At 48.5% G+C, this 14,493-nt stretch carries 12 protein-coding genes; 6 read left to right on the forward strand and 6 right to left on the reverse strand.

Going from position 1 to position 14,493, the window contains the following annotated elements:
• Window positions 1–78 precede the first annotated feature (78 nt).
• Both AC6R0S_RS07255 and AC6R0S_RS07260 read left to right on the forward strand, forming a co-directional pair.
• Window positions 79–1,398 carry an anaerobic sulfatase maturase gene (locus AC6R0S_RS07255; protein WP_500637555.1) on the forward strand — a complete coding sequence of 440 codons (1,320 nt, stop codon included), beginning with the start codon at window positions 79–81 and terminating at the stop codon, window positions 1,396–1,398.
• A gap of 4 nt (window positions 1,399–1,402) precedes the next feature.
• On the forward strand, window positions 1,403–2,440 hold the full coding sequence (locus AC6R0S_RS07260; protein ID WP_500637556.1) for a tetratricopeptide repeat protein: 1,038 nt from the start codon (window positions 1,403–1,405) through the stop codon (window positions 2,438–2,440).
• Between the two features lie 66 nt (window positions 2,441–2,506).
• On the opposite strand, the gene AC6R0S_RS07265 is transcribed toward AC6R0S_RS07260, so the two are convergent.
• Window positions 2,507–4,267, reverse strand: coding sequence for a methyl-accepting chemotaxis protein (locus AC6R0S_RS07265; protein ID WP_500637557.1), 1,761 nt, complete (start codon window positions 4,265–4,267; stop codon window positions 2,507–2,509).
• Window positions 4,268–4,418: 151 nt separating this feature from the next.
• Between AC6R0S_RS07265 and AC6R0S_RS07270 the strand changes: the two genes are divergently transcribed.
• A complete protein-coding gene (locus tag AC6R0S_RS07270) occupies window positions 4,419–5,033 on the forward strand; it encodes a beta-phosphoglucomutase family hydrolase (protein WP_500637558.1) in 615 nt (204 codons plus the stop codon).
• 131 nt (window positions 5,034–5,164) lie between these two features.
• Here the strand turns inward: AC6R0S_RS07270 and AC6R0S_RS07275 are convergent, their stop codons facing one another.
• Window positions 5,165–6,469: an inosine/guanosine kinase gene (locus AC6R0S_RS07275; RefSeq protein WP_500627200.1), complete on the reverse strand. Its 1,305-nt coding sequence runs from the start codon at window positions 6,467–6,469 to the stop codon at window positions 5,165–5,167.
• 245 nt (window positions 6,470–6,714) lie between these two features.
• Window positions 6,715–7,188 (reverse strand): CreA family protein, encoded by a 474-nt coding sequence (locus AC6R0S_RS07280; protein ID WP_334551908.1) that lies wholly within the window; start codon window positions 7,186–7,188, stop codon window positions 6,715–6,717.
• Between the two features lie 172 nt (window positions 7,189–7,360).
• On the opposite strand from AC6R0S_RS07280, the gene AC6R0S_RS07285 reads away from it, so the two are divergent.
• Together AC6R0S_RS07285 and AC6R0S_RS07290 are read left to right on the forward strand one after the other, a co-directional pair.
• On the forward strand, window positions 7,361–7,867 hold the full coding sequence (locus AC6R0S_RS07285) for a GNAT family N-acetyltransferase (protein WP_500637559.1): 507 nt from the start codon (window positions 7,361–7,363) through the stop codon (window positions 7,865–7,867).
• 169 nt (window positions 7,868–8,036) lie between these two features.
• Complete coding sequence (locus tag AC6R0S_RS07290; RefSeq protein ID WP_500627197.1) at window positions 8,037–8,678, forward strand: HAD-IA family hydrolase; 642 nt, start codon at window positions 8,037–8,039, stop codon at window positions 8,676–8,678.
• Between the two features lie 77 nt (window positions 8,679–8,755).
• On the opposite strand, the gene AC6R0S_RS07295 is transcribed toward AC6R0S_RS07290, so the two are convergent.
• Window positions 8,756–9,211 (reverse strand): methylglyoxal synthase, encoded by a 456-nt coding sequence (locus AC6R0S_RS07295; protein WP_487901476.1) that lies wholly within the window; start codon window positions 9,209–9,211, stop codon window positions 8,756–8,758.
• A gap of 25 nt (window positions 9,212–9,236) precedes the next feature.
• On the reverse strand, window positions 9,237–10,229 hold the full coding sequence (torT, locus tag AC6R0S_RS07300; RefSeq protein WP_500637723.1) for a TMAO reductase system periplasmic protein TorT: 993 nt from the start codon (window positions 10,227–10,229) through the stop codon (window positions 9,237–9,239).
• 89 nt (window positions 10,230–10,318) lie between these two features.
• Between torT and torS the strand changes: the two genes are divergently transcribed.
• Window positions 10,319–13,204 carry a TMAO reductase system sensor histidine kinase/response regulator TorS gene (gene torS / locus AC6R0S_RS07305; RefSeq protein WP_500637560.1) on the forward strand — a complete coding sequence of 962 codons (2,886 nt, stop codon included), beginning with the start codon at window positions 10,319–10,321 and terminating at the stop codon, window positions 13,202–13,204.
• 56 nt (window positions 13,205–13,260) lie between these two features.
• Here torS and AC6R0S_RS07310 read toward each other — a convergent pair whose 3' ends face one another.
• Window positions 13,261–14,409 carry an iron-containing alcohol dehydrogenase gene (locus AC6R0S_RS07310; RefSeq protein WP_500628253.1) on the reverse strand — a complete coding sequence of 383 codons (1,149 nt, stop codon included), beginning with the start codon at window positions 14,407–14,409 and terminating at the stop codon, window positions 13,261–13,263.
• Window positions 14,410–14,493 lie beyond the last annotated feature (84 nt).

A 14,493-nucleotide genomic window follows, 5' to 3' on the forward strand; every position in this document is an offset into this window, starting at 1 on the left:
TGGTTATAACCCCTATAACATGAACTCAAGGAATACCCGCAGTACACTAACGGTACACAAAAAGATGAAAGGTGATGTATGCAAATTACTCAAGGTCCTCAGTTTCAAGGTAAGGCGTCGAAGCGCATGCATGTGATGGCGAAACCCATCGGTGCAGCGTGTAATATCGATTGCCAATACTGTTACTACCTCAGCAAACAGGACTTGCTTGAGTATAAAAAAGGCTGCTCGCCGCGAATGTCTGATGAGACACTAGAGCACTACATCAAAACTTACATTGAAGGACAAAACACCCCTGAAATCATCTTTTCTTGGCAGGGTGGTGAGCCGACGATGCTCGGACTTGACTACTTTGAAAAAATCGTTGAGCTACAAAATAAATATAAGCCAAAAGGGATTGTGATTTCTAACGATTTGCAAACCAATGGCACCTTGTTAAACGATGAGTGGTGTGCATTCCTTGCCAAAAATAACTTCCTGATTGGCCTAAGTATTGATGGCCCAGAAATGCTGCACAATGCGTACCGCACCAACCGAGCAGGGCGTGGTACATTCAAGCAAGTCATGGCAGCAGTGGCGTTACTGCACAAGCACAAGGTGAACTTTGCCACCTTGACTTGCGTGAATAATCTCACTAGTCAGAACCCGCTTGAAGTCTACCGTTTCTTACGTGATGAAGTGCGCTCACCGCAAATCCAGTTCATTCCGATTGTGGAACAAAAGACGTTCCGCACTACGGCGCCGCAAACTTGGCCCGCAGGAGATCAACCCAAGCAGGGCGATAAACGCCTGATCCCGGGTCACAAAGATTCGGTGATGGAGCCTTGGTGTGTGTCGGATATGGCATGGGGTAACTTTTTGATTGCGGTATTCGACGAGTGGGTGAAGCACGACATTGGCAAAGTGTTCGTGCAATATTTTGAAGCGAGTATTGAAACTTGGATGGGGCGTAAAAACCCACTGTGTACACTGGGTGAGTTGTGTGGTAAAGGCCTCGCAATGGAGCCTAACGGCGATCTTTACACCTGCGACCATTATGTCTATCCAGAGTATAAAATTGGTAATATACATCATCAAAAACTCGATGATGTTGCTTACAGCGCCGAACAACAAAAATTTGGTTTCGCTAAATCACGTACGTTGACGACACAGTGCCAGCAATGTGATTACCAGTTTGCTTGCTACGGTGAATGTCCCAAAAATCGCTTTATTCGAACCGCACAAGGTGAACCTGGCTTGAATTATTTGTGTGCAGGTTGGAAAAAGTTCTTCTCACATGTCGATCGCAGTATCGCGTACATCTTGCGTGCAACACGTCATCCTGTCGCTCATGGTAAGTATAGTGACTCCGTTGTTCGCGAAATGATGCAACAACGCAATGAATTGAATAAGGGGTAATATTATGACTCGTCCATTTTCAACTATCGCATTGCTTGTTGCTGCGCTGAGCGTTTCCACTGTGGTTGCTGCGCCTAATCAAACGAATCCAGTGGCACCGAGCCCACTCATGCCACAGGTGGAAACCCAAGCTATCAATCCGGTTCAATTGGCCTACAATGCTCAAGACACGCGTTTGGACAATGAAGAAAGAGCAATGGCATTGATGGCGCTTGCGAGTTACCCGAGTGAGAACGCACTAGTTGCCGTTGCTCGAGGCTTAAAAGATGAGAGCGCTGTGATTCGTCATGGTGCGATTGTCGGCTCTCAGGTATACCCGATTGAGCATCGCTGGCGCATGGTTTCTCCTTTGCTTACCGATGCCGAGCAGATAGTTCGCGTACGAGCGAGTGCGAACCTGGTTCAAGACTTCAATGCGTTAAGTCAACCGCAGAGAGAGCAACTGTCTGAATCGCTCAAAGAGCTTGAGACAAGTCTCGCTGAACAAAATGATCCAGAGTCTTTATTGTTGCTGGCAAACGTGTACCGTTGGACAGAGCGATGGAATCTCGCTGAGCCTATCTATGTGAATTTGGTAGAGAATGATCAATACTCGACAGAGCTTTGGCTCGCTTATGCAGACAACTATCGTGCACAGCAACTGAATGATAAGGCTATCGCGATCTTGGATCAGGCACTGGAACTGAATCCCGAAGCCGCCGCGTTTTATTATTCGAAGTCGTTAGCCTTGGTTCGCACAGATGAGAGAAAGCAGGCAGCGAAAGAAATGGACATCGCCGCAAACCTTGCGAAAGATAATAGTTACTACTGGTATCTAAACGGTGTGTTACAAGAGTCGTTGGATATTGAAAAATCGACTCAGTCTTTTGAGACTGCTTACCTTATATCAGGTGCTCCAGAACAGTTATATGCTCTTTGTGATATTTATATCCGTTACGATCATGATAAATCCGAGCCATGTATGGATGAGTTAAGTCAAGTCGCCCCAAACTATGTCATTGATGAACTCAGAAGTAAGCAAAATGCCAACGTCACTCAATAGAGCGAAATAAAAAGGCGCGCCCAATCGTTGAGCGCGCCTTTTTACCTCATAGCTCTAATAGGTACGTTACTTGGTTTTGAACTCCGCCACCGCTTTGTCCATCTCAATCGCTTGAGCTGAGACATTATCGACTTCGAGCAAACAGAGTTTGGCTGATTCCATATTGCCCTCTGAAATCGAGTTGAGCTCGGTGATGGATTCACTGACTTGATTCATCACAATCCCTTGTTCTTCAATCGCCGAGGCGATGCGCTCAGAGTTGGCTTGGATGTTGTCCATATCGGAGATGATTTGCTCCAAACTCGCATCCAATGTTTCCGATGCTTTCAAGGTCTCAGTGCCTTGCTCGTTACACTTATCGATATTGGTGACCACTTCGGACATTTGTGACTGAATCGCGCTCACCACTTTGGTGATGTCTTCGGTCGATTGATGCGTTCGGCTTGCCAATGCGCGGACTTCATCGGCCACCACGGCAAATCCGCGTCCTTGCTCACCGGCACGCGCAGCCTCTATCGCGGCGTTCAGCGCAAGTAGGTTGGTCTGTTCAGCAATACCTTGAATGATGTTGACCGCATCACCAATCTTGTCGACGTGATGGTTGAGCGATTGGATAGAGGTCTGGCTCTCGCCTAGAATGCTCGACAGCTGATCAATATTACGCACCGTGGATTCCACCACCTCACGACCTTTGTGCGCATTGATAGACGCTTGATGAACACCTTCCACCGCCACTGAGGTGCTTTCGGAAATCTCATTGATGGTCGACACCATCTCTTGAACCGATGTAGCCATCGTAGAGGTGTGATCCGCTTGGACATTAAACTGAACAATGACATTTTCCAGCTCTTGGTGCATGTTGCCAGTTGTGGACGACAGATGCGCCGACTTCTCTTGTGTTCCTGAAATCAGCCCTTCAAGTTTATCAAGGAGTCGGTTGAAGTATTGACTGATGGCGACCAACTCATCTTTACCTTTGAGATTGGCACGCAGTGCGACATTATTAGTCCGCGCGATCTCCTGAATCAGAGAGAGCAAGGTGGATACTTGGGTGTTGATCGAGCGAGCGATTTGCCAGATAAAGCCAATGATCACTAAAGAGACGATCACGGTAACACTTAACTTGAGGGTCGCTAGGCGAGATTGGGTTTGCGCCGAGTTTTCACTGAGCGCTGAAGAGAAGCTTTTAAATTGCTCCTCGACCGTGTGAGACAGGCCGCGTGTTTGCCCTAGTAGCCCCTCATTGTATTTTAGGCCGACCTTTTTGTGTTGAACGACCAGCGCTTGCGCCGCATTGAGCAGTGATGAGGCATTCGGCGGTAGCAAGGAAGAGTCGAATTCACCTTCTAGCACTTTCTCATTAAAATCGGCGAGCTGAACCAATTGGTCACTGTCGAGTGATGGGCGAATGGCGTCTAACGCTTGGTTGTAGCGACCAAGCAGTTGGTCTTCATCATTGAGACCATAGGCCTGAAAGGTGGACACCAAGCTAGCAAAGCCTTTTTGATAGGCGAGGATGTCTGTGCGTAATTGTTTAGAAGACGGCAGTTCATGAGCCTTTAAGAGAGTCGATAGTGTTGCCTCTTTGGCTAAAAACTTATCAATATTGTCATTGAACGAAGTGAGATATTTGGCGTCTTTTCTGAGCAGAAAATCTTTCTCGTTACGACGCAAATTGAGCAAGCGGACTTCAAGCTGAGCGACGAGTAGATTCGCTTGATTGAGTTCATTGGTCACTTTGGCAAATTGGGTGGTGGAGAGCAACAACACGCCGATACCGACGATGGCGACTGCCCCTAGAGAATAGAGCTTACTCTTTATGTTCATAATTGCTTCCTAAAAAAGGTGTAACTCATTATTGTTGTTATAGTAATGTGCATACTCTCAAGCTAGTTCAGTACTGAGATGTTTGTCAATCATACTCATGACTACTACTAAAAAACTAGTTTCTTAACCCATTTAGCTTTGTGAATTTTATATGAAGGAATTATTACATTCGTATCAAGGTCTCATTTTTGACATGGATGGCACCCTGATTGATACCATGCCCGCACACTTGTTGGCGTGGGAAAAGACGGCCGAGCATTTCCAGTTTCCCTTTACCCGTGAATGGCTGCACGGCTTAGGTGGCATGCCGAGTTTTAAAATCGTCGCTGAAGTGAACAGCAAGTACGGCTTGACGTTAGATCCCAACGAAGTGGCGCAATTTAAGATGGCGACATTTAGCAGCCTTGATGATCATGGAGAGCCGATACAAGCCACGATGGCGATTCTCGACCACTTCTACGGTAAAAAGCCACTGGCGGTAGGGACAGGCAGTCAAAGGCAGAGCGCGATGCGATTGCTGGAAAAAGCGAACCTCATCGGGAAACTCGATGCGATTGTCACTGCCAGTGATGTTGAGCATCACAAACCGAACCCGGATACGTTTTTACTGGCGGCGGAGCAGCTTAAGCTAGCGCAGTCTCAGTGTGTGGTGTTTGAAGATACGCATCTCGGCCGTCAAGCCGCACACGCAGGCGGAATGGATTGTGTCATGGTGGAAGGGGACGCCTTGGTCTTTTACCCCGCGCCAGTTAAAGGCGATCAATAAAAAACGCGATAGCTTGTCACTATCGCGTTTATAAGTATTTCGCGTTTATTACGTATTTAAAGAAGCTCTTGCGTGTTTATTACGTATTTAAAGCAGGTTTATCGCAACTTTAAATTGTATTTAGCGTGACACTATCTATCCCAGTAGGCTTCTTCGAGACTGTCTTCGCGCTCTGGTAACGCTCGACCCAATCTCGGCGAGTGTTGCGTGAGCACCTCGTAGCTTACTCGGTTCGCGTACTTACAGATCTGTGATAATGATGAGTAAGTCAAAAACGGCAAGTCATGTTTAGACGAGTTGGGTACGTTCATCTTGTGGTGACTGTTGGCTGCCATGTCATGGAGCAAGGCTGACAATGCCGCATCGCCCGCGCCGTTGGTGTTTTTGATCTCGAGTGGACCACCAAGGTACGGACCAATATGCGAGTAGACTTTCAAAGGTGACTGACAGTCTTGTTTGCGCATCGCGCGGCTAAATTCATACTTATTAAACTCGGCGATGTTGCCCGGCAATAGCGGCAGTTCCGTATCACGCTTCGCTGATTCATCGGTGTAGCCCGCCATGTAAAGGCCAATAGGCCCCGCTGTACACAGCACGAGGTCGACCCATTCTAGCGCTTTATCAGCCGCGAGCAGAGGATCTTTCTCACCGGTAAGCGCTTCGCCTTCTTCCTCGTTCATCGCGATCACTGAAATGTTCTCTTTGATGTACTCTTGCCACCACGCCGCGTTGCCTTCAATCACCCACTTGGTACCCAAGGTCAGCACAACAGGCACCTGTTTTTGCTTGGCGATTTCAATTGCACGTGCGACCGCTTTTGGCATCGGATCTTCTGGCTTACCGCGCATTAGGTAAGAAGAGACCACCAGTGCCGAGGCTTTATCAAACACCTCTTCAGGAATGCTTTCCGGACGCAGCTGATTCATGTGACCTTCATTGATAGCAAACGTACGTTCGCCATTTTCAGAGATCAAGGTATAGCAGCGGCCAATCGATCCCTCGACCATTTGCAAATGATTGAGATTCATACGAGAGGACGTGCGACACAAATAGCGATAGGCAAAGGAGCCAACCTCAATGTTCTTCGACATTACACCCAGCAGCACCGATTTGCTGTCCGCAAGCACGGAGTAGTTGTGTAGGGTATTGCCGATGGTATCACCGGGGTATTGGTGTGTGATCAGTTCGCGTTCCACTAGCTCTTGATATAGCGCATCGGCTTTGTCCTCTTCGAGTACCAGTGAGTGTCCTTTGCTCAGCTCGTATTTAGCGAGGAAATCATCATCGACGCGCGCTTCAATATCAACGATGGTTTGACCGACACCGACCACGATAGGGCGGTAGAGCTTCGGTGCTTGCTTCATCTGATTGATCAATGGATCGCGATTGTCAGTAGGAAAGTAGTGCTTAGATTTACGTTGGCCAGGAAATTTCATGCTCAAAAAGGACAGTAAAAAATTTTCGCCAGTTTAACACAGAAGTGTCTTTCAAATTTCATAAAAATTACATAACAATGAGATTTTGATCAAAGAAACATGTCGGACAGGGAGACAGTCGAGATTGGCTTAAAGTCGGCTGTTGATTTAAGAAATAAGGCGAGCCAAAACAGCTCGCCTTAAGCCTGCCCACCCCTAGCATGACTTGGATATAGGGCGGGTCAGTCTGCGTGTGATTAGCGCAATTACTGTGCAGCGACAGGGGCCTCCACATACGCATCGGTACCCCAAAGTGGCACGGTCGACAGACTGTGTTTGAAGCTACCTTCGGTTTCTTTGGTTGTGTACGAAAGATAGAGGAGGGACTGCGTGTCGGCATCGTAGATGCGGCGCACTTTCATGGTTTTGAAGAAGATGCTTTTTGACTTTTTGAACACCACTTCACCCGACGCGCTCTTATCGATTTTTGCAATCATATCCGTGGTGATTTCGCCGGTTTGACGGCATGAAATGGAACTGTCGCTTGGATCGGAGAGGCTAAGATTCGCTTCAATGGATGCGATGTGGCAGGTCACGCCTGTCACCACCTCATCTTGCAGTGAGGTGATCTTAATGTCTTTCAATGTAAATAGACCGAGTGAAACGTCACCCACTTCGTTGCTATCACACGCGGTGAGCAGCAGTGAAGCCATGGCAACGCCAAGTAATTTTATCCGCATGGCCGCTATCCTTTCTTAAATAATGGTTGAGCTTTGTGATTGTCGAGCTAATTATGAACCAAGCTTATCTGTTTTATGCTCAAGCAGCCAATAGTTCAATGAAAAACTTGTCGCATCATGATCTTATCGTTAAGCTCATGACGATAAGACTCATGACGTTAAAAGATATCCCATGCCCAATACCGCCTCTGCCATCACCGAGATGAAAAACCAATGGCTTGCCAGCCAAGTGGACGTTGAATTTCCAACGCCAGAGAGCCTCAAAGGGCACGAACTTTATCAAGCACGCGGTTCAGAGCGAGAGACACACTTGCTTGATCTCAGTGAGTTGTCTCTAGACGAATTCAGTGAGCAAGATGTGTTTGTGGCGGATTTTCATCGCATGACCGTGATGTTTGCCTTGCAACAGGCCAAACAGTGGCAAAGCCAACAAGACAGGGAGTGGATTGTTGAGTTTTTCACTCAGATCATCTATTCAGCGCCTTGCCAATTGATCGTTGCGTTTAAAGGTAATCAACCCGTTGGCGCAGCGTTGGTGACCACGCATCAAGGTGCTGCTTTGGTTTCAGATGTCGTGGTGGAACCGGAATACAAGCGTTCTGATCTGATTGCAGCGATAGTGAGTAAACTTGAACTCAATCAATGTGATGCTGTATATGCTGAACACAGCGCACATTAAGCGCACGAGATAGTCATTATCTTCATCATTTATTCTACCTACCATTCGTGACGCGTGCGAGGGTTCTCAGCAAAACCCTTCCCTTGTCACTTAAAGTGTTAAGTGACGCATTTCAAATCGTGGCCGCTCGTTTACTATTTTGTTTAACGAATTAACAGAGTGTGCGGCTATGTCAGAAACCCAATGCGTGATATTTGATTGTGATGGAACGCTAATCGACAGCGAGAAGCTGTGTTGCCAAGCGCTGAGTGAGACGTTTCATCATTTTGGTGCTGGGCTTTCTACTCAAGATGCCTTAGCCCATTTTGAAGGGGGGAAGTTGGCTGACATTTTAGCAGCAACGAATGAGCGCCTTGGCTGTCGAATTTCAATTGATCAACTAGAACCTTTTTACCGTGAGCGGCTAGATGACTTGTTTGAACGTCATTTAAAGCCCTCGGCCGGTGCCACCGAGCTTTTGAAGCAGCTCGAAGCGAAAGGGATTGAGTACTGTGTGGCTTCAAATGGCCCAAAAAGTAAAATCCGCCGATCGCTTGAGCTGACAGGACTTTACCCTCATTTCGAGAATAAGATTTTCTCTGCGTTCGATACCAACAGTTGGAAACCTGAACCGGATCTGATTTTATATACCGCCATGACCATGGGATTTCGCTTAGAAAATTGCGTCTATGTGGATGACACGGTCAAAGGGTTAGAGGCAGGGATTCGAGCGGGGATTAAAACTGTCCACTATCTGGGCGTCAACAATCGAGTGCATGAGCACGCCCTGCCCAAAATTCACGATTTACGCGAACTGACCACCTTGATGTGAAGCGATCGATAGACAAAAACAGCCTAGCGACTGTGGCAGGCTGAATACTTGATAAGCGAACTAGGTGAATGAAGGCGTTAGGTACGCTTGGCCAGATACGCCGGGTAGTCAGGGATCTCAATGTCCACTTCTTTCTCAAGTAAGCTCGACTCAAAAAGGAACTTGGCCGTTGCGCGGTTGGTAGCAACGGGAATATTCCAGACGCTCGCAATACGCAATAGCGCTTTGACATCTGGGTCATGTGGAACCGCGTTGAGTGGATCCCAGAAGAAAATCAACATGTCGATTTTCCCTTCCGAAATGAGGGCGCCGATCTGCTGGTCCCCGCCCATCGGTCCACTGATCATACTCTTAATGGCAAGGCCGGTCTGTTTACTTAGCATGGTGCCAGTTGTGCCAGTGGCATAAAGAAAGTGACTCTGTAACTTTTCTTTGTTTTCCGTTACCCAGCGCAGCAACTCTGGCTTGCAGTTGTCATGCGCGACCAGCGCAATGTGTTTGTGTGCAGGTAGGGTACGTGTTGTTTTTTCCATGAATGTTCTTCCTGATTATGAATCGTTATTCTTTAGCTAAGACATTAAAAATGGGTCGGTATTCGGATGGAGACAGCGAGGCTTCGATAACCGAACGTGGTAAATGATTGGGCGTTAGCTTAACAATATCGGGCGCAATATGCCTGTCAAAAGGCGCTTGTTTGAGAGATTGAACCGCTTGACGAACCGATAGACGACCTTGCAACACCATCTGATCGCTCGGTGCAAACAGCACTTTATTGCGAAGTAAACCGCGATAGACGCCATGACTGAGGTAGGTAGAGACAAGACCGATATGCGCGCTCTTTCCGCCGAGGCGCAACTCACTGATTGCCGCTTCAATCGCGACCGCACTGCCAATTAGGTAATGGATATCGCGGTTTTCTGTTACGCGCTGAACTAAATTGCGTTGCAGCTCTTTGTCGTTGTCTGCCCAATACACGCCGGTGATAGTGACATCACTGCCTTTAATTGCAGCCTCGATGCCTTGCATCACAGGTTTGGTGCCACCACTTGCCACGGGGCCGGGAAGCACCGCGACGTTAACATGACCACTGCCTTTCGGGTGACGTTTTGCCAAAAACTCGCCAGAGAAATAGCCCATCTCATACCAATCAACACCGACCTCGCCAAGCAAGACGTCATCGCCGTGCTCGGCACTGTCTAACTGATTGATGGTGGCAAAAACCGGGATATCGGCAGAGAGTTGCGCTAATTTGCCCAAATAGATGTCTGGGGCAACGGTACCGAGCAATATCGCATCGGCTTGCCAATCTCGACAGCGTTGCAACTGAGCGGCCTGTTTACTCTGATTGGGGTAGCCGCCCGCTTCCAGTACTTTCAGTGTCACGTTCTGCGCTTGGGCTTCTTGCACCATGCCATAGTTGACCGACAGCCAGTACGAGTCTTTTAGATGCGGATAAAGCGCGCAGATCTTAAACGCGGGTGAGGCAATCGCCACCGATGACCATGATACAAACAGCGCACCAAGCAGCAGAGAGGATTTCAGTGTTGGGATCAAAGTCATTAAGCAATTCATTGGTAAAGTCGTGATAAACCTTGCAAAATATAACCCAATATTTCGGTGTACAGAAGCGATGATTTGTTATGTTACTAGCCAAGGCCAGCATTGGGCGTACGCTCTTATTCGCCTTTGTCGCAATGGGGCTGCTGGTTGTCATCTCGGCGCTGATCGGCATGGCGGGCTTTTCTATGGTGGCGAAAACCGAGCGCGGCGTGGTCAATACGGCAATTCCCTCCATGGTGGAAGCGCGGCAAGTATCGGAGCTCAGCGCTCGTATTCTCTCATCTGTCCATACCTTATCGAACGCGAAAACCGCTCAGCAACATCGTGACTCAGGTCAAGCGCTACTGACACAGCTCGAATCTTTGTTATTGCACATTAAACAACTTGGCGCAGAGGCGTTTGATTCAACCTTATTGGAACAGTTAGAAATCGATGTCGAGCAGGTGATTGATAACGTAGTGCAACTGGGCGTCGTGGTGGAAAAGCGTTTGAGCTTTAACCAGCAACTTTCGGCAGATACGAGGGAGATGCGCCAATTTGCAACGGAGCTTGAAGAGCTCACCCGCACCCAAGTGGCAAACACCAGTACTATCGCGGTGGCCAACGTGACGCATATCTATAATCTGCTTGGTGAAAACAAGCTCACGGATGCCTACCAAGCGCTGGATGCGCTGGTGGAAGTGGACATGGATTTGTCTGAACGTTTGCACGAACTGCATCTGCTGGCGTTTCGATTGCTCAATCAAATTGAAGAGTCGCGGACCATGAATGATGCGCAGCGTATTGAGGTCGTCAGATCCGCATATCAGAACAACATCGAGATTATGCAGCGACGGGTTATGGGAGTCGAAGATCCCACTCGCTCACAGCAAATGGCCGACTTACTGGAACAATTGGCGCAGCGACAATCGGTATTTACGCTATTGCTTGAGCGATACCAAAATGAGCTTGCCGCACAGGCGCTGCTCCAAGCTACCTTTGATCAATTTTCTCAGCTCAACTCGACAGTGACACATCTAGTGGATCAATCCAACCGCTCGACTACTACAGCGGTTGAACGGCTTAAAGGCACGTTGAGCTATGCGCAGTGGCTCTTGGCGATTATTACCGCGCTTGGCTTAGCGGTGGCCATACTCATTGTCTGGCGCGTTGTATATCAATCCGTGCTCAAACGTTTGGATAACTACTCGACCGCACTGCTCACGATCTCTAAAGGGGATCTTAATGTGGATTTTGAGGTGCGTGGTAAGGATGAGTTAGCAGAGATGGGGCGCGCGATTCTGACCGCCCGAGACACCGCCAAAGCGCTGAAAGTGGTGGCTGACAGCGAAGCGAAAGCCAAACAAGCGCTTGAATCACATAAAAGCCACCTGGAAGAACAGGTTGAATTGCGCACTGAGCAACTGCAAACGGCCAATCAACGTCTCAATCAAGAAGTGGAGCAGCATGCTGATGCGCGTTCACAAGCAGAGCAAGCCAGCCAAGCGAAATCCGCCTTTTTAGCCACCATGAGCCATGAAATTCGAACGCCGATGAACGGAGTTCTCGGCACCGCGAGGCTGCTTACAGAAACGCCGCTTGATCAACAGCAGCAGCGTTACGTCGACATCATCACCCACAGTGGGCGAACCTTGCTGGCAATACTTAATGATGTGCTCGATTACAGTAAAATTGAGGCCGGGCATATGGAGATTCGTCCGGTGTCATTCCCTATCCGCGCTATGGTGGAAGATGTAGTGGCGCTGCATCAGGCCGACGCGTTGGCTAAAGGATTGTCACTCTCATATACGGTTGAAAGCGATGTCGCCGAGAGCGTGTTTGCCGACAGCACGCGTCTTAGCCAAGTGCTGAATAACTTGGTGGCGAATGCGGTTAAGTTTACTGATAGTGGCTACATTGATGTGTATATCGCCAATGATCCAGCGAAAGCTGAGCACGTTTTGTTCGATGTGAGTGACAGTGGCGTAGGAATAGCCCAGCCAGATCAAAGTGAGCTCTTCTCTGCGTTTACCCAAGTGCATCAAGGACAAGGCAAGCTGGGTGGAACAGGGCTTGGGCTTGCGATCAGCCAAAAAATTGTGCGGGCGATGGGCGGCGAGATTGCGCTTGAATCGGATCAGAATCAAGGCAGCCGCTTCTACTTTTCTTTGCCGATGCCTGTAGGGGCGACATCACGCAAAGATTCACACAATCATACAGTGACAACACCGTCTGCTCGCGTATTGCTGGTAGAAGACAATGAAGTCAATCGCTTTGTCGCTGAGGGATTTTTGGCAGCGCTCGGGCATCACACCGACGCAGTCGACACCCTCGCTAAGGGAGCCGCGCGATTTAAGGCTCATACTTATGATATTGCGCTGATTGATATTAATCTTCCAGATGGCAGTGGTGTGGACTTAATGCAAAGCATGAAGCGTGACACCGATTGCGAGACGAAGATGATTGCGGTGTCTGCGCACGTGTTCAACCAAGAGGTCGAGCGATACCTGCAAGCGGGATTTGATGGCTATCTACCCAAACCACTAGATAAAGACACCCTCGATGCCATGATTCATACATTGATGACGGGAGAAACGGTTGATGATACGCCGCGCCAACCCGCGCCTATAAATGCAGAGGCTCCCAAGCTATTGAACACACAACTGATTGACACCGACATCAAGGTGTTGGGTTTAAGCCAAGTACAAGAACTCGCCGATCTTTTTGCCCGCACTACCCAGACATCGTTAACTCAACTGGAACAGGCATTCGTCGAAAATCATCCTAGCGAGGTGTCTGACATCGCACATAAATTGAAAGGCTCTGCTGCCAGCTTGGGCTTGGAGCAACTGAGAGTACTTTGTCACCAATGGGAAAACTCGCCGAGCGAAATGGGTAACGACATCACCGGACTTCGTGAGGAGGTCGATAAGTCTTTGCAAGCATTGCAGGCTTATTTAAAGGAAAGATCGGAGAAGCGTGAATAGGTTAAGGAATTAGAAAGAGCAGCGTTTGCTGCTCTTTGCGTTATTAAGCGTTTTGATTAGGCGATCGCCGCTTCAAGAATTTGACGACTGGCCTTAAGGTCAATGGCTTGGTTTTCACCGAGCGCCGACATGCCGTGGCTCTCTAGTTGTGATACGACACTGTCAACGGCCGCGCCTTTATCTGCCTGATACTCATCAAACTGTGTTGACACACCGAGTGAGTGGTAGAAGGCTTCAATGTGCTGAATCGTCTCTTCGGCAAGGTTGTCGCTGGCAGCTAGACCAAAGACGTTGATGCCCATCTGCTCGAGTTTGCCTTTTTTCGCCGCTAACTGGTTGCGCAGTAGGGAAGGTTGCACAATCGCCAGTGAACGTGCGTGGTCAACACCCCAAAGCGCCGTAAACTCATGACCAATCATGTGCGTTGCCCAATCTTGCGGGACACCTGCACCGATCAAGCCGTTAAGCGCTTGGTTGGCCGTCCACATCAGGTTTGCGCGCCACTGATCGTTGTCACGGTCAGCAAATTGTTCACCGAGCTGTTTTAGATTTTTCAACAATGTTTCTGCGTAGCCATCTTGAACCATAGCGCCATGTTGGTAGGTGATGTACTGCTCACAGACGTGTACCCACGCATCAACAATACCGTTGACCAACTGTTTTTCCGGTAGGGTTTTCATTACGTCCGGGTCCATCACAGCAAATTTAGGCTGCACGAAAGGTGACATGAATGCCAACTTATCATGCGTTTCCGCTTTAGTGATCACGGCGCCTGAGTTTGACTCAGAGCCAGTAGCTGGTAGGGTCAGAATCGCAGCAAGTGGTGTGGCCGAAGTGACAGGGTGTTTACCTGTCAGAATATCCCAGCCGTCGCCATCAACGTGTGCAGCAGCAGCGACGTATTTAGAGCCGTCAATCACTGAACCACCACCCACAGCTAAGATGAAATCGACCGATTGCTCTTTAACGATCGCTACCGCTTTGTCGAGTGTTTCTTTGGTTGGGTTTGGCTCAACGCCGGAGAATTCAACCCAAGAATGCGCGTTGAGTGCCGTGACGACTTGGTCATACACGCCATTTTTCTTGATGGAACCACCACCGTAGATCACGAGTACTTTTTGGTCTGTAGGAATTTGCGCAGCGATGTTTGCGATCTGACCTTGACCGAATAAAATTTTGGTTGGATTAACATAGGTGAATTGCATTGACATTACCCTCTTGTATTATTGGGATAGTATTGATTTTGTATGTGTGCATAATAGTAATTGAATGAGACGGGATAAAGGCGA

The sequence above is a fragment of the Vibrio sp. R15-SG3-ISO1B genome, assembly GCF_059833835.1.

Excerpts from the sequence above, each read along its gene's own strand:
- AC6R0S_RS07255 (WP_500637555.1), top strand. The coding sequence starts at position 79 with ATGCAAATTACTCAAGGTCCTCAGTTTCAAGGTAAGGCGTCGAAGCGC.
- AC6R0S_RS07260 (WP_500637556.1), top strand. The coding sequence starts at position 1,403 with ATGACTCGTCCATTTTCAACTATCGCATTGCTTGTTGCTGCGCTGAGC.
- AC6R0S_RS07265 (WP_500637557.1), bottom strand. The coding sequence starts at position 4,267 with ATGAACATAAAGAGTAAGCTCTATTCTCTAGGGGCAGTCGCCATCGTC.
- AC6R0S_RS07270 (WP_500637558.1), top strand. The coding sequence starts at position 4,419 with ATGAAGGAATTATTACATTCGTATCAAGGTCTCATTTTTGACATGGAT.
- AC6R0S_RS07275 (WP_500627200.1), bottom strand. The coding sequence starts at position 6,469 with ATGAAATTTCCTGGCCAACGTAAATCTAAGCACTACTTTCCTACTGAC.
- AC6R0S_RS07280 (WP_334551908.1), bottom strand. The coding sequence starts at position 7,188 with ATGCGGATAAAATTACTTGGCGTTGCCATGGCTTCACTGCTGCTCACC.
- AC6R0S_RS07285 (WP_500637559.1), top strand. The coding sequence starts at position 7,361 with ATGCCCAATACCGCCTCTGCCATCACCGAGATGAAAAACCAATGGCTT.
- AC6R0S_RS07290 (WP_500627197.1), top strand. The coding sequence starts at position 8,037 with ATGTCAGAAACCCAATGCGTGATATTTGATTGTGATGGAACGCTAATC.
- AC6R0S_RS07295 (WP_487901476.1), bottom strand. The coding sequence starts at position 9,211 with ATGGAAAAAACAACACGTACCCTACCTGCACACAAACACATTGCGCTG.
- torS (WP_500637560.1), top strand. The coding sequence starts at position 10,319 with ATGTTACTAGCCAAGGCCAGCATTGGGCGTACGCTCTTATTCGCCTTT.
- AC6R0S_RS07310 (WP_500628253.1), bottom strand. The coding sequence starts at position 14,409 with ATGCAATTCACCTATGTTAATCCAACCAAAATTTTATTCGGTCAAGGT.